The 26137-nt window shown below is 67.6% G+C and carries 23 protein-coding genes and 4 tRNA genes; 10 read left to right on the top strand and 17 right to left on the bottom strand.

Annotated elements, in window-relative coordinates; genetic code table 11:
• The first annotated feature begins 74 nt into the window (after positions 1 to 74).
• The gene (gudD, locus tag KY49_RS04360) at positions 75 to 1427 is read left to right on the top strand and encodes a glucarate dehydratase (protein ID WP_042583501.1); all 1353 of its coding nucleotides are present in this window, start codon (positions 75 to 77) and stop codon (positions 1425 to 1427) included.
• A 90-nt stretch (positions 1428 to 1517) separates the two neighbouring features.
• Here gudD and KY49_RS04355 read toward each other — a convergent pair whose 3' ends face one another.
• Both KY49_RS04355 and KY49_RS04350 read right to left on the bottom strand, forming a co-directional pair.
• The gene (locus KY49_RS04355) at positions 1518 to 2333 is read right to left on the bottom strand and encodes a hypothetical protein (protein ID WP_042583500.1); all 816 of its coding nucleotides are present in this window, start codon (positions 2331 to 2333) and stop codon (positions 1518 to 1520) included.
• Positions 2334 to 2574: 241 nt separating this feature from the next.
• Positions 2575 to 3639, bottom strand: a complete 1065-nt coding sequence (locus KY49_RS04350; protein ID WP_010091870.1) for a glycosyltransferase family 4 protein — start codon at positions 3637 to 3639, stop codon at positions 2575 to 2577.
• A gap of 573 nt (positions 3640 to 4212) precedes the next feature.
• On the opposite strand from KY49_RS04350, the gene KY49_RS04345 reads away from it, so the two are divergent.
• Complete coding sequence (locus KY49_RS04345; RefSeq protein WP_042583499.1) at positions 4213 to 6045, top strand: ABC transporter ATP-binding protein; 1833 nt, start codon at positions 4213 to 4215, stop codon at positions 6043 to 6045.
• 86 nt (positions 6046 to 6131) lie between these two features.
• On the opposite strand, the gene otsA is transcribed toward KY49_RS04345, so the two are convergent.
• Both otsA and otsB read right to left on the bottom strand, forming a co-directional pair.
• A complete protein-coding gene (gene otsA, locus KY49_RS04340; protein ID WP_042583498.1) occupies positions 6132 to 7520 on the bottom strand; it encodes an alpha,alpha-trehalose-phosphate synthase (UDP-forming) in 1389 nt (462 codons plus the stop codon).
• Positions 7517 to 8269, bottom strand: a complete 753-nt coding sequence (gene otsB / locus KY49_RS04335) for a trehalose-phosphatase (RefSeq protein WP_010091865.1) — start codon at positions 8267 to 8269, stop codon at positions 7517 to 7519. Before otsB ends, otsA begins: the two co-directional genes overlap by 4 nt.
• A gap of 278 nt (positions 8270 to 8547) precedes the next feature.
• On the opposite strand from otsB, the gene KY49_RS04330 reads away from it, so the two are divergent.
• Genes KY49_RS04330 through KY49_RS04320 form a run of 3 tightly spaced genes read left to right on the top strand, consistent with a single transcriptional unit; the run spans position 8548 to position 10542 of the window.
• Positions 8548 to 9192 carry an SCO family protein gene (locus tag KY49_RS04330; RefSeq protein WP_042583497.1) on the top strand — a complete coding sequence of 215 codons (645 nt, stop codon included), beginning with the start codon at positions 8548 to 8550 and terminating at the stop codon, positions 9190 to 9192.
• A gap of 9 nt (positions 9193 to 9201) precedes the next feature.
• Positions 9202 to 9642, top strand: coding sequence for a copper chaperone PCu(A)C (locus tag KY49_RS04325; protein WP_042583496.1), 441 nt, complete (start codon positions 9202 to 9204; stop codon positions 9640 to 9642).
• Positions 9643 to 9651: 9 nt separating this feature from the next.
• Positions 9652 to 10542 (top strand): cytochrome c oxidase assembly protein, encoded by an 891-nt coding sequence (locus KY49_RS04320; RefSeq protein ID WP_042583495.1) that lies wholly within the window; start codon positions 9652 to 9654, stop codon positions 10540 to 10542.
• Between the two features lie 19 nt (positions 10543 to 10561).
• On the opposite strand, the gene KY49_RS04315 is transcribed toward KY49_RS04320, so the two are convergent.
• Together KY49_RS04315 and KY49_RS04310 are read right to left on the bottom strand one after the other, a co-directional pair.
• Positions 10562 to 11056, bottom strand: coding sequence for a GNAT family N-acetyltransferase (locus KY49_RS04315; RefSeq protein ID WP_042583494.1), 495 nt, complete (start codon positions 11054 to 11056; stop codon positions 10562 to 10564).
• A gap of 132 nt (positions 11057 to 11188) precedes the next feature.
• Positions 11189 to 12061, bottom strand: a complete 873-nt coding sequence (locus KY49_RS04310; RefSeq protein ID WP_042583493.1) for a pirin family protein — start codon at positions 12059 to 12061, stop codon at positions 11189 to 11191.
• A gap of 109 nt (positions 12062 to 12170) precedes the next feature.
• Here KY49_RS04310 and KY49_RS04305 point away from each other — a divergent pair, with 109 nt between their 5' ends.
• Together KY49_RS04305 and KY49_RS04300 are read left to right on the top strand one after the other, a co-directional pair.
• Positions 12171 to 13088, top strand: a complete 918-nt coding sequence (locus KY49_RS04305) for a LysR family transcriptional regulator (protein WP_042583492.1) — start codon at positions 12171 to 12173, stop codon at positions 13086 to 13088.
• A 122-nt stretch (positions 13089 to 13210) separates the two neighbouring features.
• The gene (locus KY49_RS04300) at positions 13211 to 13714 is read left to right on the top strand and encodes a GAF domain-containing protein (protein WP_010091858.1); all 504 of its coding nucleotides are present in this window, start codon (positions 13211 to 13213) and stop codon (positions 13712 to 13714) included.
• 186 nt (positions 13715 to 13900) lie between these two features.
• On the opposite strand, the gene KY49_RS04295 is transcribed toward KY49_RS04300, so the two are convergent.
• From KY49_RS04295 to uvrC, 9 genes are all read right to left on the bottom strand, one after another.
• Entirely contained in the window at positions 13901 to 14236 is a 336-nt protein-coding gene (locus KY49_RS04295; RefSeq protein ID WP_042583491.1) for a DUF6693 family protein, read from the bottom strand.
• 57 nt (positions 14237 to 14293) lie between these two features.
• The gene (locus KY49_RS34405) at positions 14294 to 14905 is read right to left on the bottom strand and encodes a hypothetical protein (RefSeq protein WP_156162422.1); all 612 of its coding nucleotides are present in this window, start codon (positions 14903 to 14905) and stop codon (positions 14294 to 14296) included.
• Between the two features lie 452 nt (positions 14906 to 15357).
• A complete protein-coding gene (locus KY49_RS04285; RefSeq protein WP_042583490.1) occupies positions 15358 to 17292 on the bottom strand; it encodes a collagenase in 1935 nt (644 codons plus the stop codon).
• Between the two features lie 290 nt (positions 17293 to 17582).
• Positions 17583 to 17656: transfer RNA gene (locus tag KY49_RS04280), tRNA-Cys, on the bottom strand.
• Between the two features lie 98 nt (positions 17657 to 17754).
• Positions 17755 to 17830 (bottom strand) — tRNA-Gly (locus tag KY49_RS04275).
• A 48-nt stretch (positions 17831 to 17878) separates the two neighbouring features.
• Positions 17879 to 17954: transfer RNA gene (locus KY49_RS04270), tRNA-Gly, on the bottom strand.
• 49 nt (positions 17955 to 18003) lie between these two features.
• A tRNA-Gly gene (locus tag KY49_RS04265) sits at positions 18004 to 18079 on the bottom strand.
• A gap of 135 nt (positions 18080 to 18214) precedes the next feature.
• Complete coding sequence (pgsA, locus tag KY49_RS04260; RefSeq protein WP_042583489.1) at positions 18215 to 18802, bottom strand: CDP-diacylglycerol--glycerol-3-phosphate 3-phosphatidyltransferase; 588 nt, start codon at positions 18800 to 18802, stop codon at positions 18215 to 18217.
• A 79-nt stretch (positions 18803 to 18881) separates the two neighbouring features.
• The gene (gene uvrC, locus KY49_RS04255) at positions 18882 to 20894 is read right to left on the bottom strand and encodes an excinuclease ABC subunit UvrC (protein ID WP_042583488.1); all 2013 of its coding nucleotides are present in this window, start codon (positions 20892 to 20894) and stop codon (positions 18882 to 18884) included.
• A 78-nt stretch (positions 20895 to 20972) separates the two neighbouring features.
• Between uvrC and earP the strand changes: the two genes are divergently transcribed.
• The 3 genes from earP to KY49_RS04240 all read left to right on the top strand — a co-directional run bounded on the left by earP (position 20973) and on the right by KY49_RS04240 (position 24524).
• Positions 20973 to 22178 (top strand): elongation factor P maturation arginine rhamnosyltransferase EarP, encoded by a 1206-nt coding sequence (earP, locus tag KY49_RS04250; protein WP_042583487.1) that lies wholly within the window; start codon positions 20973 to 20975, stop codon positions 22176 to 22178.
• 131 nt (positions 22179 to 22309) lie between these two features.
• On the top strand, positions 22310 to 22867 hold the full coding sequence (gene efp / locus KY49_RS04245; RefSeq protein ID WP_042583486.1) for an elongation factor P: 558 nt from the start codon (positions 22310 to 22312) through the stop codon (positions 22865 to 22867).
• Between the two features lie 271 nt (positions 22868 to 23138).
• Positions 23139 to 24524, top strand: a complete 1386-nt coding sequence (locus tag KY49_RS04240; RefSeq protein WP_042583485.1) for a sigma-54-dependent transcriptional regulator — start codon at positions 23139 to 23141, stop codon at positions 24522 to 24524.
• 128 nt (positions 24525 to 24652) lie between these two features.
• On the opposite strand, the gene nagZ is transcribed toward KY49_RS04240, so the two are convergent.
• On the bottom strand, positions 24653 to 25681 hold the full coding sequence (gene nagZ, locus KY49_RS04235) for a beta-N-acetylhexosaminidase (RefSeq protein ID WP_042583484.1): 1029 nt from the start codon (positions 25679 to 25681) through the stop codon (positions 24653 to 24655).
• A 15-nt stretch (positions 25682 to 25696) separates the two neighbouring features.
• Positions 25697 to 26131, bottom strand: coding sequence for a holo-ACP synthase (acpS, locus tag KY49_RS04230; RefSeq protein WP_042583483.1), 435 nt, complete (start codon positions 26129 to 26131; stop codon positions 25697 to 25699).
• Between the last annotated feature and the right edge of the window lie 6 nt (positions 26132 to 26137).

Here is a 26137-nt window from a genome sequence, read left to right as displayed (position 1 = left end):
TGATCGCACCTCCTGCCGCACCCGGCAAAGCTTTTGCGGGACGCGGCGCCCCCACCCATTTACCATCGCCGCCCATGAACGCCGCCACTTCCCCGCCCCGACACGACACGCCGCGCATCGTCGACCTGCAAGCGATCCCGGTTGCCGGCCACGACAGCATGCTGCTCAACCTGAGCGGCGCGCACGGCCCGTTCTTTACCCGCAACCTCGTGATCCTGACGGACAGCGCGGGACGCACCGGCGTCGGCGAAGTGCCGGGCGGCGAAAGCATCCGGCGCACGCTCGACGACGCGCGCGCGCTCGTCGTCGGCCAGCCGGTCGGCAACTACCACGCGGTGCTCAATGACGTGCGCCGCCGCTTCGCGGACCGCGACGCGGGCGGCCGCGGGCTGCAGACCTTCGACCTGCGCACGACGATCCATGCGGTCACCGCGCTCGAAGCCGCGCTGCTCGACCTGCTCGGCCAGCACCTCGGCGTGCCCGTCGCCGCGCTGCTCGGCGAAGGCCAGCAGCGCGAGCAAGTCGAAATGCTCGGCTACCTGTTCTACGTCGGCGACCGCACGCGGACTGCGCTGCCCTACCGCGACAGCAGCGGCGCGACCGACGACTGGACGCGCGTTCGCAACGAGCCCGCGCTGACGCCGGAGGCCGTCGTGCGGCTCGCCGAGGCCGCGCATGCGCGCTACGGCTTCAACGACTTCAAGCTGAAAGGCGGCGTTTTCGAAGGCGCGCGCGAGATCGAGGCCGTGACCGCGCTGGCCGAGCGCTTCCCCGGCGCGCGCGTGACGCTCGATCCGAACGGCGCGTGGTCGCTCGACGAAGCCGTGCGGCTGTGCCGCGACCTCCACCACGTGCTGGCGTACGCGGAAGACCCGTGCGGCGCGGAGAACGGCTACTCGGGACGCGAAGTGATGGCGGAATTCCGCCGCGCGACGGGGCTGCCGACGGCGACCAACATGATCGCGACCGACTGGCGGCAGATGGGCCACGCGGTGCAGCTGCATGCGGTCGACATCCCGCTCGCCGATCCGCATTTCTGGACGATGCAGGGCTCGGTGCGCGTCGCGCAGATGTGCCGCGACTGGGGCCTGACGTGGGGTTCGCACTCGAACAACCACTTCGACGTGTCGCTCGCGATGTTCACGCACGTCGCGGCCGCCGCGCCCGGCAAGGTCACGGCGATCGACACGCACTGGATCTGGCAGGACGGCGAGCAGCTCACGCGCGAGCCGCTGAAGATCGAGAACGGGCTGGTGGACGTGCCGCAGCGGCCGGGCCTCGGCGTCGAGCTCGACATGGATGCGGTCGCGGCCGCGCACGCGCTTTACAAGCAGCACGGCCTCGGCGCGCGCGACGATGCGGCGGCGATGCAGTACCTGATTCCGGGGTGGACGTTCGACAACAAGCGCCCCTGCCTCGCGCGCTGAGCGGCGGGCGGGCCTGCGGCGACGGCTCAAGCGCGGGCTGGCATTGTCGCCCGCGCCGACGCAATGACGCGGCGCACCGCGCCGGACATATCAGACGATCTGCTTGAGCGCCGCGTCGAGCGCGAGCACCGCGACGCGGTCGCCCTCGGTCGCGAGCGGCGCGCGCATCACGATCTGCCGGTTATGACCGACGGCCGCCGGCGAATCCCACAGCAGCTCGACCTTCGGCCGCTGGAACCAGCTGCCGCGGGGCAGCGCGACGGGCGGCGCGCAATCCTGTGGCGGGTCGCCCTGAACCTGGCGGCTCGCCGAGCCGGAGTGGCCGGGCCAGCGCACCGACAGCTCGCGCGCGTCGTATTGGCCGACCTTGCGGCTTTCCATCCAGACGATCACGGTGCGGGTCAGCGTATCGAGGGAGATCGCGTAACGGCCGACCGCGAACCGCCGCGCGGCGACGTTGGTGCGCCACAGCGGCCGCGGCCGGCAGATCCAGACGACGGCCGCGTACAGCGCCGGCGCGGCGACGAGCCAGCCGTTGGTCGCGGTCACCGCATGCATCGCCCGGCGCCAGCCGGCCGCCCACACGTAGACGCCGATCGACCAGACGGCGAACAGGAAACCGATCAGCGCGAAGAAGCGGAGCGCCTGGCGCAGCCATTGCGGCAGCGGATGGAACGGGCGCTCGGCGCGCGCGACCGCGCCCGGCAACGCGAGCAGCAGGAAGATCAGCACCAGGTAGACGAATGCCCATGGCGACGACGCCATCGCCGACAACGACTCGCGATAGCCCATCTGCGACATCGAGAACAGCCACCGGGCGAGCAGCACGAGACCGATCGCGCGCAACGCGAAGATCACGCCGGCGCCGGGGGCCGGGGCTGCGCGCGTGGGTTTCGTTCTCGCCAAGACTGCTCTCCTCTCGATGATCTGCGGGGCCGGATTTTACGGCACGGCCATTATAGGGACATTACCGGCTGGACAGACGAACAGCAGGCGTGCGCGGGCGCGTTCCGGCCCGTCGCGGCCGCCGGGCGCGGCGAGAATACAACACATTGGCCATCGGCGCCGCGAATGCGACGACGCCCCGCCGGAAAACCCGGACGGGGCGTCGCCGTGAAGCCGGCCGCCGCGAGGCGGCCGGCCGGATTCAGCCTGCGTTGACTTCGCGCAGCACGGTGCGGCGCTTCTGGCGCAGCAGCTCTTCGTAGCCCTTCACGTAGTTCTGCGCCATCACCTTCGACGAGAAGCGCGCTTCGAACGCGGCGCGGACCTTCTCGCGCGGCAGCGTGTCCAGGCGCTTGAGCGCCGCGACGGCCGACAGCTCGTCTTCGACGACGAAGCCCGACACGCCGTTCTCGATCACTTCCGGCACCGAGCCGCGCTTGAACGCGATCACCGGCGTGCCGCAGGCCATCGCCTCGATCATCACCAGGCCGAACGGCTCCGGCCAGTCGATCGGGAACAGTAGCGCGTGCGCGTTGCCCAGGAACTCGGTCTTCTCGGCTTCGCTGATTTCACCGATGTACTCGACGTGCGGCAGCGCGAACAGCGGCTTGATCTTCTCTTCGTAGTACGCGCGGTCGGCCTTGTCGAGCTTCGCGGCGATCTTGATCGGCAGGCCGGCCTGCTCGGCGATGCGGATCGCCGTGTCGACGCGCTTCTCCGGCGAGATGCGGCCGAGGAACGCGAGGTAGCTCGGCTTCACGTTCGGGATCGGCGTCAGCAGGTTTTCCGGCAGGCCGTGGTAGACGGTCGACAGCCAGTTCGCCTGCGGCAGCGGGATGCGCTGGTTGTCGGAGATCGACACGACCGGCACGTCGCTGAATGCGTTGAAGATCGGCTGCAGCTCCGGCAGGTCGAGACGGCCGTGCATCGTCGTCAGATGCGGGACCGGCTGGCGCGAGAACAGCGAGAACGGGTAGTAGTCGATGTGGCAGTGCAGGACATCGAACTCTTCCGCGCGGCGGCGCACCTGCTCGAGCAGCAGCATGTGCGGGGCCATCACGTCGCGGATCGTCGGGTCGAGGCGCAGCGCCTGCGGCCAGCAGGCTTCGAGCTTCGCGGAGGTTTGCGAATCGCCGCTCGCGAAGAGCGTGACGTCATGCCCCATCTCGACGAGCGCTTCGGTCAGGTAGGACACCACTCGCTCGGTACCACCATACAGCTTCGGGGGAACCGCTTCGTGCAACGGAGCGATTTGGGCGATTCGCATGCGTAACTCCTAAAAAATCGGCAATAAACCAAGCATTGGGTCAGCAGCCTGCCGGCGATCCTGGCTGGACGCATTTCATCCGACATTCGGACGATTCGGCCTGCTGGCGGCGTCGAACCCGCGCTGCTCAAGGAGCGTCGGCGACGCGACAGGCATAGAACGTTTGAAACGAAGACCCGTTGACAGGGGTTCGTAAAAATACCAAGGCGCGAACCCGGAGCCGATTATCTAGGGTTAATCCCGATACGGCGCACAACATTTCAAACACTTTACTTTGTTACAAAGCGGCAACACTTTGCAACCCGCGGACTTCGGCGTCCGTTCTAGAGTGGAAGGCCCTTTTGACATTCCTCGCCGCCGTCCGCACGACCGGGACCGCGAACGCGGCACCCATCGCAAGGCGCGGAATGACGAATTTTATCCCAAAATTAACTCAGCGCCTCCTGCCGTCGGCAAGATTTGCGCAGCGCGAGGCACGGCCTTGTTTACAATGCCGGATTACGTTGCGCCTGGCCGAAGGTCGGCATCCGGTCCGGCTGCAACGTTCAACCACCGATTCACCGCACGCATATTTTGGAAGCTCTCACCCCTGCCCAGCGCAACGCCTACAACGCGAAGCTGTCGAGCTACGCGCACCGGCCACTCGCGTTCCTGTTCCGCTACATCCGCCTGCATCCGGTCGCGCACTTCGTCGTGCTCTTCAGCGTGCTGGCCGCCGTCGGCTGCGCGCTCGGCTCGCAATACGCGATCAAGCACCTGATCGACGTCCTCGCGACCGGCCGCCACCACCCGGGCCCGCTGTGGAGCGCGTTCGCGCTGCTCGTCGGCCTGATCGCCGCCGACAACCTGCTGTGGCGCGTCGGCGGCTGGTTCGCCGCGCACACGTTCGTCGCGGTCACGGGCGACCTGCGGCGCGACCTGTTCCAGTACCTGATCGGCCACTCGCCGACGTATTACGCGGAAAAGCAGCCCGGCACGCTCGCGAGCCGCATCACCGCGACGTCGAACGCCGTCTATACGTCCGAGAACACGATGGCGTGGAACGTGCTGCCGCCGTGCATCGCGGTGATGGGCGCGATCCTGATGATCATCGTCGTCAACCCGATGATGGCGGCCGGCCTGCTCGGCTGCTCGGCGGTGCTCTCCGTCGTGCTGTTCAGGCTCGCCGGACGCGGCTCCGCGCGCCATCACGCGTTCGCGGCGAAGGCCGCCGCAGTCGACGGCGAGCTCGTCGACGTGATCGGCAACATGGGCCTCGTGCGCGCGTTCGGGATGACGCTGCGCGAGCAGAAGCGCTTCGGCGCGACGGTCAAGGCCGAGATGGACGCGCGCCAGCAGAGCCTGCTCTATCTTGAAAAGCTGCGGCTGCTGCACGCGGTGATCACCGCGATGCTGTCCGCCGGCCTGCTCGGCTGGGCGCTGTGGCTGTGGGACCAGGGCCGCGCGACCTCGGGCGACATCGTGCTGGTCAGCTCGCTCGGCTTCACGATCCTGCACGGCACGCGCGACCTCGCGGTGGCGCTCGTCGACGTCACGCAGCATGTCGCGCGCCTCGCCGAAGCCGTGAAGACGCTGCTCGAGCCGCACGGGATGCCGGACCGCTCCGACGCGGTGCCGCTCGCCGCATCGGGCGGCCGCGTCGACTTCGAGCGCGTGACGTTCGCGTATCCGCACCGCCGCCCGATCCTCGACCACTTCGAGCTGCACATCGAGCCGGGCCAGCGCGTCGGCCTGATCGGCAAGTCCGGCGCCGGCAAGTCGACCGTGCTCGCGCTGCTGCAGCGCTTCTACGACACGCAGGACGGCGTCGTGAAGGTCGACGGCCAGGACGTGAAGTCGATCACGCAGGACAGCCTGCGCCATGCGATCGCGCTCGTCCCGCAGGACATCTCGCTGATGCACCGGTCGATCTACGAGAACATCGCGTACGGCCGCCCCGACGCGTCGCGCGACGAGGTGCTCGCCGCCGCGCGCGACGCGCGCTGCGCGGAGTTCATCGAGGCGATGCCGGAAGGCTACGACACGATCGTCGGCGACCGCGGCGTCAAGCTGTCGGGCGGCCAGCGCCAGCGCATCGCGATCGCGCGCGCGATCCTGAAGAACGCGCCGATCCTGCTGCTCGACGAGGCGACGTCCGCGCTCGACAGCGCGTCGGAGGAAGCGATCCAGAGCGCGCTCGACCGCCTGATGGTCGGCCGCACGGTGATCGCGATCGCGCACCGCCTGTCGACGCTGCGCAATTTCGACCGGATCATCGTGATGAGCAGCGGCAAGGTGATCGACGACGGCGAACCGGAAGTCCTGCGCAACCGCCCCGGCCTGTATCGCGACCTGCTCGCGAAACAGCACGGCCGCCAACACGTGGCGCCCGACGGCGGCCCGGCGGCCGGCGAGCGCGTCGCCTGACGCGCGGCGCGCCCGCCCGAAAACAAAGCCGCAGTGCATCACGCACTGCGGCTTTTTTCATTCCCGTCGCCGCACCGGGCGGCGGCTCAGGCACGCTGCAGGTCGCGCAGGAAGTTGTCGCGCCACACCGACACGTTGTTCTCGCGCAGCTGCGCGATCATGTCCGCATAGCGCGCGCGCCGCTCGGCGAGCGGCATCGACAGCGCCCGCGACAGCGCTTCGGCCATCCCCGCGATGTCGATCGGATTGACGATCAGCGCGCCCGTCAGCTCGCGCGCGGCGCCCGCGAAACGCGACAGCACCAGCACGCCCGGATCGTCGGGGTTCTGCGCGGACACGTATTCCTTCGCGACGAGGTTCATCCCGTCGCGCAGCGGCGTCACGTAGCCGACCCGTGCGAGCCGGTACAGCGCGGCGAGCAGCTGGCGGTCGTACTGGCGATGGATATAGAGGATCGGCGCCCAGTCGAGCTCCGCAAAGCGTCCGTTGATGCGGCCCGACTCCGCTTCGAGCTGCAGGCGGATGTCCTGGTACGCGCGCAGTTCCGCGCGGGTCGACGGCGCGATCTGCAGGAACGACACGCGGTTGCGGTGCGACGGTTCGTGCTCGAGCAGCTTCTCGAACGCGCGGAAGCGCTCGACGAGCCCCTTCGAGTAATCGAGCCGGTCGACGCTCATGATCAGCTTGCGGCCGCGCAGCGACGTGGCCAGCGTGCGCACCGCCTTGCCGTGCTCGCCCGCCTGCGCGAGCGACGCGATCTCGTCCGGATGCACGCCGATCGGATATGCGGCCGCGCGCAGCGTCTGGCCGAATGCGCGCACGGTCACCGCGCGAACGTCGCGCCCGTCGCGTTCGACCACGCCGTCCGCTTCGGACTCGACGTAGTCGCAGAACGCGCGCAGGTCGGGCTCGGTCTGGAAGCCGAGCAGGTCGAACGCGCACAGCGCCTCGACGAGCTCGCGATGCGGCGGCACGTTGACGAGCACCTGCGCCGCCGGAAACGGAATGTGCAGGAAAAAGCCGATGCGGTTCTTCACGCCGGCAGCGCGCAGCGCGCGGGCGAACGGGATCAGGTGATAGTCGTGCACCCAGATCACGTCGTCGTCCTGCAGCAGCGGCACGAGCTGCTGCGCGAGCCACACGTTCACGCGGCCGTAGCCTTCGAACTCGTGGCGGTCGTACTGGATCAGGTCCGCACGGTAGTGGAACGCGGGCCACAGCGTCGCGTTCGAGAAGCCGCGGTAGTACTGGTCGTAGTCGCGCCGCGCCAGGCCGACCGTCGCGAACGTAACCGGCCCGTGCTCCTCGACGCGGATCTGCGGCGCGCCGGACGCGACGACCTCGCCGCTCCAGCCGAACCACATGCCGCCGGTTTCCTTCAGCGCGTCATACACGCCGATGGCAAGCCCGCCCGCCGCCGGCTCGCCTTCGGAAATCGGCGCGACGCGGTTCGAAACGATGATGAGACGGCTCATGCGTGCTGCGGCTCCACGTCGAGCCAGCGGCGGATCTGAGCGTGCAGCGCGTCGACCGAGTCGAGCCGCACGCGCGCCGACGTCTCGCCCGCGCCGACCTTGATCGACAGGCCGCCGCGCGCGTTGACGACCGCGAACCCCTTCTCGTCGGTCAGGTCGTCGCCCGCGAACACCGGCGTGCGGCCCGCGAACGGCGGCTCGTCGAGGAAGGCCGCGAGCGCGCGCCCCTTGTCGACGCCCTTCGGCTTGATCTCGAACACCATCTTGCCCGGCTGCAGCACGTACGCGTCCGCATAGTCGGCGACGAGCCGCTCGGCCGCCTCGCGCGCAATCGCCTCGCGCTCGGGCGCATTGCGGTAATGCAGCGCGACCGCCGCGCCCTTGATTTCGAGCAGCATGCCCGGATAGCGGTCGACGACGTCCGCGAGCTCGCGCTCGATGCGCAACAGGCGCGCGTCGTTGAAGCCGACGCGCTGCGTGTCGCCGTTGGCGTCGCGCCGCTCCGCGCCGTGCAGGCCGGCGACCGGCAGGTCGGGCATCTTCAGGTACTGGTCGATGTTGTCGATGCCGCGGCCGGACAGGATCGCGACCGCGCCGTGCGAGCGGCGCCGCAGCGCGTCGATCAGTGCGAGCAGCGACGGCGGCACGTGAATGCTGTCGGGCGTCGGCGCCAGTTCGACGAGCGTGCCGTCGAAGTCGAAAAAGAACGCGGTATCGGTCAGGGACAGGGAAGCCGGGACGGATTGCATCGAGTCGATAGTCTGAGCGGCGGCCCGCAAGACCGCCGCTGCACGAGAGGAATTGTGCGCATCTTACCGCGCCTTCGCGTCCGGATGGGCGAAACCGGCGTGCGGCGCGGGCGATGCGTCCCGCTGCGGGCCGCTGCGACATATTGCCCCGCCCCGGCGCGTCGCGCGCGTTTCGCCGGGACGCTCGCGCGCGAATTGCGCTACAGTCGCAACCGCCGGCCGCGCGACGCTTGGCGTCGCGCCGGCCGTGCGTCCGTTCCGTCCGATCGAGCCCCTGGATGCCGCCAGTCCCGCCTGTTCATTACGCGCCGCGCCGGCGCCTCTCCCGCGTCGTCCGCACCGTCGCGGCGCTCGCCGCCGCCGTGGCGCTCGCCGCCTGCACGCGCGGCGAACCCCCCTGGCGCCTGACCGACGTCACCGGCCACCTGCCCGACCTGTCGTTCACGCTGACGGGCGGCGACGGCCGGCCGGTCGAGGCGTCCGCGTTCCGCGGCCGCGTCTCGCTCGTCTATTTCGGCTACACGCACTGCCCGGACGTCTGCCCCGAAACGATGGCGCGACTGATGGAAGTCCTCGCGCAACTCGGCCCGCAGGCGCGCAACGTGCGCATCCTGTTCGTGTCGGTCGACCCCGCGCGCGACACGCCGCAGGCAATGCAATCGTATGTCGCCGCGTTCGATGCCGAACACGCGCGCGGCCTGACGGGCACCGACCGCCAGATCGAATCGCTCGCGAAGCGCTATCGGGTCGCGTACCAGATGGAGCAACGCGATCCGTCGGGCGGCTACGAAGTGACGCACAGCTCGGCGGTCTACATCTTCGACGCGAGCGGCCGCGCGCGTCTGCTCGCGACCGACCGCGACAAGCCCGACGCCATCGCCGCCGATGTGCGCCGGATCCTCGACTCCGCTTCCTTCACCTGATCCCGAATCATGACCACGAAACTCAAGACGCTCGCCCTCCTCGCCGCGCTGTCCGTCGGCGCGCACGCCTACGCCGCCGGCGCGATCTCCGCGCAGAACGGCTGGGTGCGCTGGCTGCCGAACAAGCTGCCCGCGGGCGGCTACGTGACGCTCGTCAACACGAGCGACAAGCCGGTCGACCTCGTCGACGTCGACAGCCCCGACTATGGGATGGCGATGCTGCACCAGACCGTCTCGAACGGCTCGACGCAGAAGATGGAGATGGTCGACAAGCTGACGGTTCCCGCGCGCGGCAAGGTCGACATCGCGCCGGGCGGCTACCACTTCATGCTCGAGGAGCCGAAGCACGCGATCAAGCCCGGCGACACGGTGCGCGTGCGCCTGAAATTCTCCGACGGCGAGACGCTCGACACGCCGTTCGCGGTGAAATCGCCCGCCCAGGCGAAGTAACGCCGCGCGATGGATCTCCTGTACTGGCTCGACCCGTGGGAACCGTCGCCGACCGTGGTCGTCGCGGTGCTGGCGGCCGGCGTGCTGTTCGCGCGCGGCGTGAAGAAGGCCCGGGTCACGCCGCTGCGGCAGTTCTCGTTCTGGCTCGGGCTGACGGCGCTGTACGTCGCGCTGCATACGCGGCTCGACTACTTCTTCGAGCACGAGTTCTTCCTGCATCGCGCGCAGCACCTCGTGCTGCATCATCTCGGGCCGTTCTTCATCGCGCTCGCGTATCCGGGCGCGGCGATCCGCGCGGGCATTCCGTTCCGCTGGCGGCAGCGCTTCGTGCGCCCCGCGCTCGCGTGGCGGCCGGTGCGCGCGACGCTCGACGTCGTGTTCAACCCGGTCGTCGCGGTCGTGCTGTTCGTCGGGCTGATCTATTTCTGGCTGCTGTCGCCGATCCACTTCGTCGCGATGCTCGACTGGCGCCTGTATCGCGTGATGAACTGGAGCATGGTGATCGACGGCCTGCTGTTCTGGTGGCTCGTCGTCGATCCGCGCCCGGCGCCGCCCGCGCGGCTCGCGCCGGGGCGCCGGATCCTGGTCGTCGTCGCGGCGATCCCGCCGCAGATCGTGCTCGGCGCGATGATCTTCTTCACGCCGCAGGAGCTGTATCCGATCTACTCGATCTGCGGACGCGCGTTCACATGGCTGAGCCCGCTGCGCGACCAGCAGATCGGCGGCCTGCTGCTGTGGATTCCGGGCTCGATGATGAGCGTGATCGGCGCGGTGATCGCGCTGCGCCACTGGCTGCGGCTGTCCGCGCGCGGACGCCTGCGGGACGAACGCGCGGCGAAGCGTGAAGCCGAGCGCGAGGCCGGCCAGGCGGTCGCGCGCTCCATGCACGGCGCGCGCTGACGCGGCGCGCGCCGCCGTATCAGGCGCGCGCGCTGCGCATCCACACGTGCGGAATGCCGTCCTCGTCGTGCACGTCGGAACTCGGCGCGAAGCCGAACGCGCCGTAGAAGCGCTGCAGATGGGCCTGCGCATGCAGGCTGACCGGCGTGTCGGGCCATTGCGCGCGGATGTGCCCGAGCGCGCGCGACAGCAGCGCGTTGCCGAGGCCCGCGCCGCGGAACGCGGCAGTCGTCAGCACGCGGCCGATCCGGACGTCGGGATCCTGCGCATCGGGCAGCAGCACGCGCAGGTAGCCGACCAGCCGGCCCGCTTCGTCGTACGCGGCCAGATGCCACGCCGCCTGGTCCGCGTCGTCGATGTCGCGGTACACGCAATTCTGCTCGACGACGAACACCGCGCTGCGCGCCTCGAGAATCGTATAGACCTCGCGCGCCGACAACGCGTCGAAGGCTTTCCAGCGCCATTCGAGCGCATCGGTGGCGGGCGGGTTTGTGGCGGTTGCGGGTGCGTTCATGTGCGGTCCTGATTCGGGCTTCGGGCGCGCCGGCCGGCGCGCGGCAATCGCCGATTATGCCTCGAAGCGCACGCGACGCGCGACCGCCCTGCACGCACGACGACGGGTCCCGCATCGCGCGGGGCCCGTCCGTCATGCCGGCATCGTGCCGAAGCGGCCGCCGTTGAAATCGTCGATCGCGACGCGAATCTCCGCTTGCGAGTTCATCACGAACGGCCCGTAGCCGACGACCGGCTCGTCGATCGGCTCGCCGCTCAGGATCAGCAGCTTCGCGTCGCCGTTCGCTTCGAGCTCGACGTCACGGCCGTCGCGGCTCAACTGCACGAACTGCGCGTCGCGCGCGACCGTTTCGCCGTTCACGAGCACCGTGCCGCTCAGCACGACCACCGCGAGCGTGCGCCCTTCCGCGACCGGAAACCGCGCACGACCGCCCGCCGCGAGCCGCACGTCCCACACGTCGATCGGCGTGTGCGTGCGGGCCGGGCCGCGCCGCCCGTCGAGTTCGCCCGCGATGATCCGCGCGCGACCCGCGCCTTCCGGCAGCTCGACCACCGGGATGTCCGCGCTCAGCAGCGTCTGGTAGCCGGGCGCGCCCATCTTGTCCGCGGCGGGCAGGTTCACCCACAGCTGCACCATTTCGAGCGGCCCGCCGCGCTTCGTGAACGCCTCCGAGTGAAATTCCTCGTGCAGGATCCCGCTCGCGGCCGTCATCCACTGGACGTCGCCGGGGCCGATCACGCCGCCCGCGCCCGTCGAGTCGCGGTGCGCGACCTCGCCGTCATAGACGATCGTGACCGTCTCGAAACCGCGGTGCGGATGCTGGCCGACGCCGCGCGGCGCCGAGGCCGAACCCGGCTCGAACGTCGCCGGGCCCGCGTAGTCGAGCAGCAGGAACGGGCTCAGATGCGCGCCGTGCGACTGGTAGCTGAACATCGAGCGCACCGGAAACCCGTCGCCAACCCAATGGCCGCGCGGCGCACTGTACACACCCTGGATCTTCTTCATCTTCCTCTCCGAATTGCGGCGAAACCCGTGTTTTGCATCCTGGACAGGAATATAGAATCAGAACGATCGATCCGGTAGACTGCGAAAATCACACTCAGCGTTCTATTTGATGAACGATAGCCAGCGGGATCTGAACGATCTCTACTACTTCGTGCAGGTGGTCGACCACGGCGGCTTCGCGCCGGCGGGCCGCGCGCTGAACATGCCGAAATCGAAGCTGAGCCGGCGCATCGCACTGCTCGAGGCACGCGTCGGCATGCGGCTGATCCAGCGCTCGACGCGCCGCTTCACGGTGACCGAAGTCGGCCAGACCTACTACGCGCATTGCCGCGCGATGCTCGTCGAGGCCGACGCCGCCGACGAGGCTATCGCGCTGCTGCACGAGGAGCCGCGCGGCATCGTGCGGGTCACGTGCCCGGTCGCGCTGCTCGACTCGCTCGTCGGCGGGATGATCGCCGCGTTCATGAACGCGTGCCCGCGCGTCGAGATTCATCTGGAAGCGACCAACCGGCGTGTCGACGTGGTCGGCGAAGGGATCGACGTCGCGTTGCGCGTGCGCCCGCCGCCGCTCGAAGACAGCGATCTCGCGCTGCGCGTGCTGGCCGAGCGCGGGCAATGTCTGGTCGCGAGTCCCGCGCTGCTGCGCGAGCGCGGCATGCCAGCCGTGCCTGCCGACCTCGCCCGCCTGCCGAGCCTCGAGCTCGGCGCACCGCAGGCCGCGCACGTGTGGCAGCTGCAGGGGCCCGACGGCGCCCGCGCGGAGATTCATCACCAGCCGAGACTCGTCACGGGCGGGATGCTCGCATTGCGCGCGGCCGCGGTCGCCGGCGTCGGCATCGTGCAGTTGCCGACGATGATGGTGCGCGACGCGATCGCACAGGGTGCGCTGACCGCCGTGCTGCCGGATTGGGCGCCGCGTCGCGAGATCGTGCATGCGGTGTTCGCGTCGCGCCGCGGATTGCTGCCGGCGGTGCGCGCGCTGCTGGATTTCCTGGCGCAGCGCTTTGCCGAGCTCGAGCCCGACTGACCCCGCGGCGCCAGCTTGCGCATTCGCGTGCGCGAGGACGCGCGCTGCGCGTCAGCGGCATGTGCCGTAGACTGCCGCATGCGCGCTCCGCGCACTTCCGACCACCCTTGCGCATTCCAGCCATGTTCACGCTGTCCAACGACCCGCACGCCTCCAAGTCCGATCAATACGCGACGCTCGTCGAGCAGGCCCGCTCGCTCGTCGAATCGGAACGCGACCTGATCGCCAACGCCGCGAACTTCGCAGCGCTCGTCTATCACTCGCTCGACCGGCTCAACTGGGCCGGCTTCTATTTCTTCGACGGCGCCGAGCTCGTGGTCGGCCCGTTCCAGGGCAAGCCCGCCTGCGTGCGGATCGCGCTCGGCAAAGGCGTGTGCGGCACGGCCGCGCAGACGCGCGAGACGCAGGTGGTGCGCGACGTGCACGCGTTCCCGGGCCACATCGCATGTGACGCGGCGTCGGAATCCGAAATCGTCGTGCCGCTCGTCGCGCGCGACGGCACGCTGATCGGCGTATGGGACGTCGACAGCCCGGTCGCCGCGCGCTTCGACGACGAGGATCGGCAAGGGATGGAAGCGTTGTGCCGCGTGTTCGTCGAGCACGCGTGGGAGAAGGCGCGAGGCTGATCTGCGCGGGTGTCGCTGCGCGTTCGCGTCCGTGCAATGCGCGCGCAACTGCCAATGACGCGTTGCGAAGCGCGAAAGCCGGGGCCGCGTTCCTCTGGCGTGCTTCGGCACTGCGCCGATTTGCACGCCTCCTTGCTCGGAGGGCGCGACGCGGCTCCCGCCCGCGCCCTCCTCGTTCAACGCCTGTTACTGAGCGCTGACGAGTCGCGTGTGATCCATGCAATGCGCGACGATCTTGTACAGGAAGAAGAAGTAGCCGATGCCGAACGTGACGATCGAGATGATCGTCCAGATGACGATTTTTCCGGTGATCGTCACGAGGTCGATGGTGCACTCGAGCCGCCCGGCAACCTTGCCGTCACGATCGAGCGCGACCGTCTTGCTGATCACGAACCGGTACAGATAGTACGGGTACACGAACAGTGCCAGGCCCAGCGTCACGACGGTCAGCAAGATCCAGATGACGGCGTGCCCAATGATGTCGGCGATGGACAAACGGGACTGCAGTGCGAGATTGTTCATTTTGGTTTCCTCGATTGGTGGTTGGGTGATCTGTTTGTGAAAGGTCGATGCGGCCGCTTACTCGTCCCGGGTATCGACGTCGTCCGACTTCGCAACTTTGCCTCGCTGTCGGGAACCCGCGGTCTTCCGGTAGGGAACCAGGCGGCCCGCAATCGCGTCTTCGAACATCGACCCTACGAGCGAACCCGGCGTCATACGCAACGTCTCCGTCGACGTTACCTTGCCGTCGACTACGGTCTGGAATTTGGCGAACTCGCACGGCACCGCGCAAGTCACCCGGCCGACGACGCCCGGATCGTCTTCGTCGACGATCAGCAAGGTATGCGTACCGTCTCTGAATCCGACATAGCGCATCATGACCAACGCCTTCACGGCCTTGCCGGCTCGAATGTCGTCCTCGCTCAATGCCGGCTCATACCCGTACGCGCCATCCTGGCGGAGCACGTATTGGTGGCTCGAAACGCCGGCTTCCGGACGCGCGGCGTCCGAAGATGTCGGCGAGGGAACCTCGTTGCCGGCAGCCGCTTCCGCGCTCGGCGATGTCGCGGGGATATCCGTGCGATCGTTCTTTGCGTCACTGCATCCGCCGAACGCAGCGATCATCAAGCAGAGCATCGCAGCCCGCCCTAATGCCGCCCCCGCCCCCCGGGGTCCTCTCTTCGTATTCATGTTTTTGCTTCTGGTCATAGTGGGGCACGCGCCTCGCAGCCATTGCGAGTCATGTGCTGTCGACACGTCATGCCCTCTGTTCGCAAATTGCCGCGCGCAGGCGCGCCCCGTCCTCCCGAGCGCGAAAGGCGAATGTAACAATACAAGCGAAGTGAAATCAACTGTTCATGCCCGATTTTTACGTCTCGGGGAGGGGGCGGATGGCCTGCTGCTTGCGCAGATGCAAGCCGGACGCACACCCATCGCAATGCGCGCACATGGTCGTTCGCGCAATCGCCAATGCCGACTGTCGTAGCGGAACGAAAGCAGCGCGGAAAAAGAAAAACCCCGACTGCGAACCGAGCGGGGCTTTTCCTGGAGGCGCGAGCGGGAGTCAAACCGGCCTGAGCGGCTATGCGGACCAACCGGGCATTCCCGTCGCCCCGCACCTGGACTCAGGCGGCCGCGCTCGATCATCTCGCCGTCGGCAGCGGCGGCTCCCCTCCCGTCGTTGCATTGCGCGCCCAATCGGCGAACTCGCTGTCGTAGCGGCGGCCGATGTACCCGACGTAGTTCTCGTAGCCGTCGTAATCACCCGCGCGGAAGCGCGCAACGATCGTGTCGACGTCGGCGCGATGGCGCTCGAACATGAAGCGCGTCGCCATATAGCCCCACCGGTATGCACGCGCGACGTAGTCGCTCGACGCGTAACGCGTCCCGAGCACGTCCGAGAACCGGTACGCGCCCGTGTGCGCGGCGTCGATCGATTCCTGGTTGTCGTTCTTTCTCGACAGATATTCGGCAACGCCTTCGATCCACCAGACGGTCGGCTTCGCGGTGCTCGCCGTGAAGTCGCCCGCCATGTCGTAGCGGCCGTCGAGATAGTGCGTGAACTCGTGCTCGAGGTTCCACACCTTGAACTCGGGCCGCAGCCACGACGCCTCATGCGCGATGAAGCGCGCCTGGTTGCCGGGCGCCGACGGATCGCCTTCGAGGTACATGCCGCCATTGTCGGTGCTGATTCCGTAGATCACCGAAGCGTACTTGCGGTAGTTCGCGTAGTCGTCGAAGACGACGAGCTCGATCGTGTCATTTCGATCGCCCGCGACCGGCTTGCGTCCGGTCTTCATCATCCGGTGAAAGTAATCGTCCTGCCGGGCGACCGCCGCGCATACCGACTGCAACTGCGGCGCCGTCATGTCCTGCGCGAGAACACGCACGCTCGCGTTGCACGCGTAACGATGCGTCAGCACCGCGTCGGCCAGACGCTTCTTGTAGTCGCACGTGCCGTAATCCGCGCAGTTGCCGGAGTCGCCATAGTCGACCGCTTCCGCCGCCGCGAGCCACAGATCGCTGTCCGCGCCCGTCATGCTCGTCGACGCGAGCATGTCCTGGATCATCTTCTTCACGCGCGGCTTCTGCGTCGGATAACGGAGAAAGCGATAGGTCTCGCGCGCCGCGTCGGCGAGCTGATACGCGGCGCTGGTATTCGACAGGCTCGCGCGGTTCGCGGTGACGAAGCGATTGAGCGTCTCGGGCAGGGCCGCATCGCTGTCGAGCAGCTGCTGCGCGCCGGTGCGCTGATGCGCGTAGAAGAACACCGTCAGCAGGCCGGTGAAGCCGCCCGCCGCGCTCCGCTGCTGCAGCGGCGCCGCCGCCTGCGGATTCGCCGCGCTCGCCGTATAGAGCGCAACACGGTTCTTCAGTGCGGGCAGGTAGTACGCCTCGTCCTTCATGTTCGTGATGAGCTTCATCAGCTCGTTCGCGGTGCTCGGCGCACGCGAATTCTCACGATAGAGCGCATCGCCCTCGAGGCTTTGCTTGATATACGGGCGCAACTGCACCGCGAGATTCGGAATCGGATCCGCAATGCCCGACACGTCATACTGGTAATAAGCGGAACGCAGATAAATCAGCAAATTGACCAGAATCAAATTGCTTGCTTCATAGCGATATAACTCCTGCACGAAACGACCCGCAACGGCGTGCACGTTTTCGGCATTAAAGATCTGCGCGGCCAAGGTTTTATCGACTGAAAACAGGCCGTAATGGCATTCATAATCGGGAAGATTGGCAATATAGTCGGCGAGTGCCGCGCCGCGATACTGGGTCATCACCGCCATGTCGCGGCAATCGGCGCCCGATGCGCTGCGTTTGCTGCGCTTGAGCGGCAGCTTCTGCTGCGAAGGCCTGGTCAGCATCGCGCGGTCCTGCTCGCTGAGCGGCAGGTTGTACTCGGCCTGTTCGGGCGAGACCGGCAGGTTCTGCGGCACGCGCGGCATGCGCGCCTGCTTTTGCTGCGTCGGCTGCGTGTTGGCCGACGCAACACCGACCAGCCCCGCGAATGCCGCCAATGCCACGGCGGCCGACCAGCGACGGGTTTTGCGAGATATTCCGGTTATTAGCATTCGAATTACCCTCGGTTATATTTATAGCGAAAAAATATAACACCGCCGACTCGACAAACATAGGGCAATTACATGCATGCAAGCATATTCATGCACGATAATTTAAATATTTGCACGGAATGCGCCCCGCCTTTCAACAAATAGCGGCGTTTTGACCAGATCGATAAAGTCCCGGCGGTATTGACGGTCGTCAGCACTTTCGACGGAGTGCCGTCCGTGCAACGTGTTTGGCGTCCGGCAGCGAATGAAGGGGAGAAAAAAGAAAAGCCCCGACAGAGCGGGGCTTTTTCTGGAGGCGCGAGCCGGAGTCGAACCGGCCTACACGGCTTTGCAGGCCGCTGCATAACCGCTTTGCTATCGCGCCGTAAGCGGACTGTTCACTCGCCGTGCCGGCAAGCGACAGATTTCTTTGATGACCGTCGGTCCATCAAATAAAAAGGGAAGCGTGGCTTCCCCAGTGTCTGGAGCGGGAGACGAGTCTCGAACTCGCGACCTCAACCTTGGCAAGGTTGCGCTCTACCAACTGAGCTACTCCCGCATTGTCCTGCAACTGCAGCGCTTGCCGTACAACGCGCCGCCAAAAACCTGGAGCGGGAGACGAGTCTCGAACTCGCGACCTCAACCTTGGCAAGGTTGCGCTCTACCAACTGAGCTACTCCCGCATTGTCCTGCAACCGCAGCGCTTGCCGTACAACGCGCCGCCAAAAAACCTGGAGCGGGAGACGAGTCTCGAACTCGCGACCTCAACCTTGGCAAGGTTGCGCTCTACCAACTGAGCTACTCCCGCATACTGCTTCTGCTTCGCCGCACTCACTTCGTCGTGCAGCGGAGAAGCGAGATTATGTCGAAGGCTCATCCGGGTGTCAAGGGTTTTTCGCGCCCTTTTTCCAAAAAGTTCTCCGCCCCGGCATGGCGGACCGCGTCACACGCGGCTGCGCTCGCGAATCTGCGGCCACGCGAGCTTCATGTAGTACAGCATCGACCAGATCGTCAGCACTGCCGCGAGATACATCAGCCATTCGCCCCATATGCGCGTGTCGAGCGTCGCAAAACCGAGCGGCAGCGGCCCGAAGTACAGCAGCATCGGAATCGCGACCATCTGGCATGCGGTCTTGAACTTGCCGAGCTGATTCACCGCGACGCTCTTCGACGCACCGATCTGTGCCATCCATTCACGCAGCGCCGAGATCGCGATCTCGCGGCCGACGATCACGAGCGCGATCGCCGCGTCGACCCGCGCGATCTGCACGAGGATCAGCAGCGCGGCCGTCACCATCAGCTTGTCCGCGACCGGATCGAGGAACGCGCCGAACGACGACGTCTGATTCCATTTGCGCGCCAGGTAGCCGTCGAACCAGTCCGTCAGCGCGGCGAGGATGAAGATCAGCGCCGCCGCGAGATTGCGGTGCGCGCCGCCCATCACCGTGTCCGGCAGATAGAACACGCCGACGACGAGCGGAATCAGCACGATCCGCACCCACGTCAGGAAAATCGGGAAATTGAACGGCATGGCATCCGGGACAGTAAAGGATTCGCAATTGTGCCGCGTCGACCGCCCTGCCACAAGCGAGGCGGGCGGCGGCGCCTTGTCAGTGCAACTGCCTGTAGATCTGCTCGGCAAGCGCGCGCGAAATGCCCTCGACGCTCGCGAGTTCGTCCACGCTCGCCGCGACGACGCCGCGCAGCCCGCCGAAGCGGGCGAGCAGCCGCTGCCGGCGTTTCGCGCCGACCCCCTCGAGCTCCTCGAGCCGCGACGTCTGGCGGGCCTTCGCCCGCTTCGCGCGCATCCCGGTGATCGCGAACCGGTGCGCCTCGTCGCGGATCTGCGCGACGAGCATCAGCGCGGCGCTCTCCTTGCCGAGCTCGAGCGGCGCGCGGCCGTCGGCGAACACGAGCGTCTCGAGCCCGACCTTGCGCCCCTCGCCCTTCGCGACGCCGACCAGCATCGACGTGTCGAGGCCCAGCTCGGTGAACACCTGCCGCGCGATCTCGACCTGCCCCTTGCCGCCGTCGATCAGCACGATGTTCGGCAACAGGCTGGCGGCCTCGGCCTGGCGCGTCGTCTCGCCGTCGATGCCGGCCGCGTCGTCGGCGGCCGCGGCCTGCGCCGCCTGCTCGACCATCTTTTCGTAGCGGCGCGTCAGCACCTGCCGCATCGCCGCGTAATCGTCGCCGGGCGTGATGCCGGTGATGTTGTAGCGCCGGTATTCACCGGACTGCATCTTGTGATGGTGATAGACGACGCACGAAGCCTGGGTCGCCTCGCCCATCGTGTGGCTGATGTCGAAGCACTCGATCCGCAGATGCGCGAGGTCGTCGTTCTCGTAGCTGAGCGTGTCGGCGAGCGCGCGCGTGCGCGCCTGCTGCGAGCCCTGCTCCGACAGCAGCCGCGCGAGCGCGAGGGTCGCGTTCTGCTCGGCCATCGACAGCCACGCGCGCCGCTGGCCCTGCGGCTGCCGCACCAGCGACACCTTGTGGCCGGCCTGCTCGGACAGCAGGTCGAGCAGGTCGCGGCTCGCGGGCGCATGGCTCACGACGAGCACCGGCGGCACGCGGTTGCCGAGATAGTGCTGCGCGATGAACGCATCGAGCACCTCGGCCTCGACCGACGCCTGCGCATTGCGCGCGCCGCCCGCGTCTTCCGCCGGCTGGTCAGGCAGCGCCTCGACCGCCGGCTCGGCCTCGTCGTCGAGCCCGCCTTCCGCAAGCGTCAACGCGCTCTCGACGTGCGTCGGGAAATACGCCTTGTCGCCGAGATGCCGGCCGCCGCGCACCATCGCGAGGTTCACGCACACGCGCCCGCCCTGCGCGACCACCGCGAGGATGTCGACGTCGCTGTCGCTGCCGACCTCGATCGCCTGCTGATGCAGCACGGTCGCGAGCGAGCTCATCTGGTTGCGCACGGCCGCCGCCTGCTCGAACTTCAGCTCTGCCGCGAACCCGTGCATCTTCTGCTCGAGCTCCTTCATCACCTCGGACTGCCGGCCGAGCAGGAAGCGCGCGGCGTTCGACACGTCGCGCGCATAGTCCTCCTCGGCGATCGCGCCGACGCACGGCGCGGTGCAACGCCCGATCTGGTGCAGCAGGCACGGCCGCGTGCGGTTGTTGAACACCGAATCCTCGCAGGTGCGCAACTGGAACACGCGCTGCAGGATCTGGATGCTCTCGCGCACGGCCCACGCGCTCGGGAACGGCCCGAAATACTGGTTCTGCTTGTCGACGGCGCCGCGGTAGTACGCCATCCGCGGAAAACGATGCGCGGTGAGTTTCAGGTACGGATACGACTTGTCGTCGCGAAACAGGATGTTGTAGCGCGGCGCGAGCGCCTTGATCAGGTTGTTCTCGAGCAGCAGCGCTTCCGCCTCCGAGCGCGTGACGGTCGTCTCGACGCGCGCGATGCGCGTGACCATCATCGCGATGCGCGGCGACAGCTGCGTCTTCGTGAAATAGCTCGACACGCGCTTCTTCAGGTCGCGCGCCTTGCCGACGTAAAGCACCGCGCCGGCCGCGTCGTAATAGCGGTAGACGCCGGGCAGGTGCGGCAGTTGCGCGAGGATCTTCTTCGGTTCGAACGGGGCTGCGGAGGCTTCTGGGGATGTCATGCGTGATCCGGGCGCCGCGAGGCGCGCGAACGGGTCTATTAGAATCGCCAGTTTAGAGCATTCCACCTGCCCGCTTCGATGCCACGCACCGCCCCCCGCCCCCACGACCCGACCCCGCGCACGCCGGACGAAACCGTCGCCTGCGACATCTTCTGCACCGTCGTCGACAACTTCGGCGACATCGGCGTGTGCTGGCGCCTCGCGCGCCAGCTCGCGCACGAGCACGGCTGGCAGGTGCGGCTCATCGTCGACGACCTGCGCACGTTCACGCGCCTCTTGCCCGGCGTCGAGCCCGACGCGCTGCGGCAGACCGCCGACGGGGTCGTGATCGAGCACTGGCACGCCGAGGTCGGCGACGCGATCGAGATCGCCGACGTCGTGATCGAGGCGTTCGCGTGCGAGCTGCCGGGCCCGTATCTCGCGGCGATGGCGCGCCGCGAGCGCCGGCCCGTGTGGATCAACCTCGAATACCTGAGCGCCGAGGACTGGGTTGCCGATTTCCATCTGCGGCCGTCGCCGCATCCGCGCTACCCGCTCGTCAAGACGTTCTTCTTCCCCGGCCTGTCGGCCGGCACCGGCGGCGTGCTGAAGGAACGCGACCTCGACGCGCGACGTGCGGCCTTCGACGCCGACGCCCACGCGCGTGCCGCCTGGTGGCGGCGCACGACGGGCGACGCGCCGCCCGCGCCGGGCACGACGGTCGTCAGCCTGTTCGCGTACGAGAATCCGGCCGTCGACGCACTTCTCGCGCAATGGCGCGACGGCCCGACGCCGGTCGTCGCGCTCGTGCCGGAGGGGCGCGTGTCGCCCGCCGTCGCGCGCTTTTTCGGGGTCGAGTCCGGGGTTGAATCATTCGGCGCCGGCGCACGGGCGAGCTGCGGCAATCTCACCGCGTACGGGCTCGCGTTCGTCCCGCAGTCCGACTACGATCCGCTGCTGTGGATCGGCGACCTGAACTTCGTGCGCGGCGAGGATTCGTTCGTCCGCGCGCAATGGGCGCGCAAGCCCTTCGTGTGGCACATCTATCCGCAGGCCGACGACGCGCACCTGCCGAAGCTCGACGCCGCGCTCGCGCACGTCGGCGCGGGCCTCGCCGACGCGCCGCGCGACGCCCTCGCCCGCTTCTGGCATGCGTGGAACGGCGCGGGCACGCCCGACTGGGCCGATTTCTGGCAGCACCGCGCGGCGCTGCAGGCGAATGCGGCCGATTGGGCCGACGCGCTGGCGGCCGTCGGCGATCTCGCCGGAAAGCTGGCCGAATATGCAAAATCTCAGTTAAAATAAGCGGTTATCCGACGGCTGACCACGCAAGCGCTTGCTTTTGGCGCCCGCCCGGAACGCACCTGCTTGGCGCCGTCACCCGTTGCGCAACGCTCAGGCACCTATTTATTTGATTTGATCAGGACAGTGTTTTTATGAAAACCGCACAGGAACTCCGCGTAGGCAACGTCGTGCAGATCGGCAGCGACGCTTGGGTCATCTCGAAGACGGAATACAACAAGTCGGGCCGTAACGCCGCCGTCGTCAAGATGAAGATGAAGAACCTGCTGACCAACGCAGGCCAGGAATCGGTGTACAAGGCCGACGACAAGTTCGACGTCGTCGTGCTCGACCGCAAGGAAGTGACGTACTCGTACTTCGCCGACCCGATGTACGTGTTCATGGACGCCGACTACAACCAGTACGAAGTCGAAGCGGAAATGATGGGCGACGCGCTGCACTACCTCGAAGACGGCATGGCGTGCGAAGTCGTGTTCTACAACGAGAAGGCGATCTCGGTCGAACTGCCGACGATCCTCGTGCGCGAAATCACCTACACCGAGCCGGCCGTCAAGGGCGACACGTCGTCGGGCAAGGTGCTGAAGAACGCGAAGCTCGCAACCGGTTTCGAACTGCAGGTTCCGCTGTTCTGCAACACCGGCGACAAGATCGAAATCGACACGCGTACGCACGAATACCGCAGCCGCGCGTAATCGGCGGGCGGTTTCCGCGTCGAACAAAGCGCCCTTCGGGGCGCTTTTGTTTTGTCGGCGCCAACAGCACACCGCCGGCCGATACCCGAATGCACCACAAAAGCGACGCATAAAGATATTCAATTTGTATCATCGGTAACTGTTTTACAGCGATGGAGAAATAATCTTCGTTAGGTGTTCGCAGGGGCATAAAATCAGTTTTTAATCTCGAAATGCGGCTGCGGATTTTTTGGCCGATGGCCCGCCTCTCTTGACACGACACGCGTCCACCATGCCACACGCCCTGATTGTCGAAGACGATCCCAACAGTCTGTCCGGTCTCACCGCGCTTCTCGCCGCGGACGGCTTCTCGGTCGACACGGCCACGTCGCTTGCCGAAGCGCGCACCGCGCTCGGCCGCTCGATCCCCGACGTCGTCCTCGTCGACCTGAACCTGCCGGACGGCAGCGGGTTCGACCTGCTTCAACACCTGCCGCAGCAGCAGCCGAACGGCTCGCTGCCGGTCATCGTGCTGACCGGCAACGCGACCGTCGAAAGCGCGATCGAAGGCCTGCGCCACGGAATCTGGGACTACCTTCTCAAGCCGATCAACATTCCGCGCCTGCGCAGCCTGCTCGCGCGCATTCCCCGGCCCTACGAACTGATCGACGAAGTGCAGTCGCTGCGCGCAACGCTGCGCCACCTCGGCCGCTTCGGCGCGCTGGTCGGCCGCAGCGAAGCCATGCAGCACGTGTACGACATGATCGAGCACAACGCGCGCACCGAGACGGCCGTGCTGTTCTCGGGCGAGGCCGGCACCGGCAAGAAGCTGGCCGCGCGCACGCTGCATGACCTGAGCCGCCGCCGCAAGGGGCCGTTCGTCGCGTTCGACTGCCGCACGCTCGCGCAGGTCGGACGCCACGGCGCGGCGCTCGACAGCGTGCTGTTCGGCCACGAGCGCGGCGCGTACGACGGCGCCGAGCGGCGCGAATCCGGCCTGTTCGAGCAGGCGAGCGGCGGCACGCTGTTCCTCGACGAGATCACCGCGCTGCCGCTCGTGCTGCAGGAAGCGCTGCTGCAGGCGCTCGATTCGCAGAACTTCATGCGCATCGGCGGCACGAGCCCGGTCGCGAGCGACTTCCGGCTGATCGCCGCCACGCGCCGCCCGGCGCGCGAAGCGGTCGCGAACGGCACGCTGCGCGAAGATCTGTGGCTGCGCCTCGACGCGGCGTCGATCTCGATGCCGCCGCTGCGCGAACGCGACGGCGATGCGCTGTCGATCGCCGATGCGCTGATCGACGAACTGAACCGCGAAGCGCGCGCGACCGGCCGCAGCACGACCGACAAGCGCGCCGCGCCGGGTTTCGTGCGCGAATGCCTGTCCTACGAGTGGCCGGGCAACGTGCGCGAGCTGCAGGAGCGCGTGCGCTTCGCGTACGACGCGTCCGGCGACTTCATCGACACGCTGCGCGCCGGCGAAGCAAGCTTCTCGGCGGGCGCCGCGCTGAACGGCAGCAGCGTGCAGATCAAGGTCGGCACGCCGCTGTCGGACGTCGAGGACCTGTTGATCCGCGCGACGCTCGATGCGGTCGGCGGCACGCGCCACCGCGCGGCGACGCTGCTCGGCATCAGCCCGAAGACGCTGTACAACAAGCTGCAGCGAATGAAGATGGATTGAGGCAGCGCGGCGCGGATCGCGCCGCCAAGAATGAAACAGCCCGATCAGCGTCTGCTGATCGGGCCGCGTCGGCCAGGCTGACCGGCCTCCCGAAGCCGCGAGTTGCGCGGCTGTTTCGTTTCGCGCGCTTACGCGAACGCGTCGCGCAGCAGCGCCTGCGCACGCAGATACTCGGGCTGCGCGATCAGCTTGTCCCACCTGGCCGGCTTGCCGCGCGCGCGCATCCGCTTGAGGCGTCGCACCGAGTCCGGCGACGGCTGCGCCTTCAATCCGTTCAGCACGGCTTCGGCCGCATCCGGCTGGTTGCAAACCAGCACCATGTCGCAGCCGGCCGCAAGCGCAGCCTCGGCCGCCTGCGTCAGCGTGCCGCCTTCTCGCGCGGCCTCCATCGACAGGTCGTCGCTGAAGATCGCGCCGGTGAAGCCGAGCTGGCCGCGCAGGATGTCCTGCAGCCAGACCCGCGAGAAACCGGCCGGCCGCGCGTCGACCTGCGTGTAGATCACATGCGCCGGAATCACCGCCGCCAGCGACAGGCCGAGCCAGTCGTAGGGCGCGACGTCCTGCTCGAGGATCGTGTCGAGCGGCCGGTCGTCGGTAGGCAGCGCGACGTGCGAATCGGCTTGCGCGAAACCGTGCCCGGGGAAATGCTTGCCGCAGTTCGCCATGCCGGCGAGCGAGAGCCCGTGGTTCAGGCTCTTCGCGAGCATCGTCACGACGCGCGGATCGCGATGGAACGCGCGATCGCCGATCACTTTCGAGTGGCCGTAGTCGAGGTCGAGCACGGGCGTGAAGCTCATGTCGATCCCGCATGCGCGCAGCTCCGCGGCGAGGACGTAGCCGACCGCGGTCGCGACCTTCGTCGCCCGCAGCACGTCCTGGTCCCACAGCTCGCCCAGGCGGCGCATCGCGGGCAGCACCGTGAAGCCGTCGGTGCGAAAGCGCTGCACGCGGCCGCCCTCGTGATCGACGGCAATCAGCACGTCCTCGCGGACCGCGCGAATGGCGTCGGTCAGCGCAGTCAGCTGCGCACGATTCTGGAAGTGCCGCGCGAACAGGATCACGCCGCCGGTGTTCGGATGCGCGAGACGGCGCGCATCGTCGCGCGTCAGGGCCGTGCCGACGACGTCGAGCATGACCGGGCCGGGAGTCGTTTTCATCGAATCGGGAATCCGTCAGGAAGAAGATCGTGGAACCGGCGGGGCCGCCGCAGGCAAGTTGGTCTCGGCGATCACGAACGACACTGCGTAGTCGCGCTCGTCGCTGACCGTCACGCGGGCGGTGATGCCGCGCGCCGCAAGCCAGTCGGCCAGCTCGCCGGACGCGGCGACATACGGCTCGCCGCTCGGTTGATTGAGGGTCTGCAGCGCGCGCCACGTCATCGGCCAGTGCATGCCGAGCCCGATCGCCTTCGAGAACGCCTCCTTCGCGGAAAAGCGCGTCGCGAGGAACGCGATGCCGCGCGCCTCGGAGCGTGCGCGGCGCGCGTGAAACACGCGCAGCTCGTCGGGCCCCAGCACTTTCTCGGCGAACCGGCCGCCAGTGCGCTCGAGCACTGCCGCGATGCGGCTCACCTGGACGATGTCGGTGCCGATGCCGTAGATCGCCATGCGGTC

Source organism: Burkholderia sp. MSHR3999 (assembly GCF_000833595.1).
GTDB lineage: Bacteria > Pseudomonadota > Gammaproteobacteria > Burkholderiales > Burkholderiaceae > Burkholderia > Burkholderia ubonensis.
The sequence above is the reverse complement of the archived record's forward strand: the minus strand, read 5'-3'. Positions and strand labels throughout refer to the sequence as shown.

Coding starts and splice junctions, on each gene's coding strand:
- gudD (WP_042583501.1), top strand. CDS start 75: ATGAACGCCGCCACTTCCCCGCCCCGACACGACACGCCGCGCATCGTC.
- KY49_RS04350 (WP_010091870.1), bottom strand. CDS start 3,639: ATGCGAATCGCCCAAATCGCTCCGTTGCACGAAGCGGTTCCCCCGAAG.
- otsA (WP_042583498.1), bottom strand. CDS start 7,520: ATGAGCCGTCTCATCATCGTTTCGAACCGCGTCGCGCCGATTTCCGAA.
- otsB (WP_010091865.1), bottom strand. CDS start 8,269: ATGCAATCCGTCCCGGCTTCCCTGTCCCTGACCGATACCGCGTTCTTT.
- KY49_RS04330 (WP_042583497.1), top strand. CDS start 8,548: ATGCCGCCAGTCCCGCCTGTTCATTACGCGCCGCGCCGGCGCCTCTCC.
- KY49_RS04325 (WP_042583496.1), top strand. CDS start 9,202: ATGACCACGAAACTCAAGACGCTCGCCCTCCTCGCCGCGCTGTCCGTC.
- KY49_RS04320 (WP_042583495.1), top strand. CDS start 9,652: ATGGATCTCCTGTACTGGCTCGACCCGTGGGAACCGTCGCCGACCGTG.
- KY49_RS04315 (WP_042583494.1), bottom strand. CDS start 11,056: ATGAACGCACCCGCAACCGCCACAAACCCGCCCGCCACCGATGCGCTC.
- KY49_RS04310 (WP_042583493.1), bottom strand. CDS start 12,061: ATGAAGAAGATCCAGGGTGTGTACAGTGCGCCGCGCGGCCATTGGGTT.
- KY49_RS04305 (WP_042583492.1), top strand. CDS start 12,171: ATGAACGATAGCCAGCGGGATCTGAACGATCTCTACTACTTCGTGCAG.
- KY49_RS04300 (WP_010091858.1), top strand. CDS start 13,211: ATGTTCACGCTGTCCAACGACCCGCACGCCTCCAAGTCCGATCAATAC.
- KY49_RS04295 (WP_042583491.1), bottom strand. CDS start 14,236: ATGAACAATCTCGCACTGCAGTCCCGTTTGTCCATCGCCGACATCATT.
- KY49_RS34405 (WP_156162422.1), bottom strand. CDS start 14,905: ATGAATACGAAGAGAGGACCCCGGGGGGCGGGGGCGGCATTAGGGCGG.
- KY49_RS04285 (WP_042583490.1), bottom strand. CDS start 17,292: ATGCTAATAACCGGAATATCTCGCAAAACCCGTCGCTGGTCGGCCGCC.
- pgsA (WP_042583489.1), bottom strand. CDS start 18,802: ATGCCGTTCAATTTCCCGATTTTCCTGACGTGGGTGCGGATCGTGCTG.
- uvrC (WP_042583488.1), bottom strand. CDS start 20,894: ATGACATCCCCAGAAGCCTCCGCAGCCCCGTTCGAACCGAAGAAGATC.
- earP (WP_042583487.1), top strand. CDS start 20,973: ATGCCACGCACCGCCCCCCGCCCCCACGACCCGACCCCGCGCACGCCG.
- efp (WP_042583486.1), top strand. CDS start 22,310: ATGAAAACCGCACAGGAACTCCGCGTAGGCAACGTCGTGCAGATCGGC.
- KY49_RS04240 (WP_042583485.1), top strand. CDS start 23,139: ATGCCACACGCCCTGATTGTCGAAGACGATCCCAACAGTCTGTCCGGT.
- nagZ (WP_042583484.1), bottom strand. CDS start 25,681: ATGAAAACGACTCCCGGCCCGGTCATGCTCGACGTCGTCGGCACGGCC.
- acpS (WP_042583483.1), bottom strand. CDS start 26,131: ATGGCGATCTACGGCATCGGCACCGACATCGTCCAGGTGAGCCGCATC.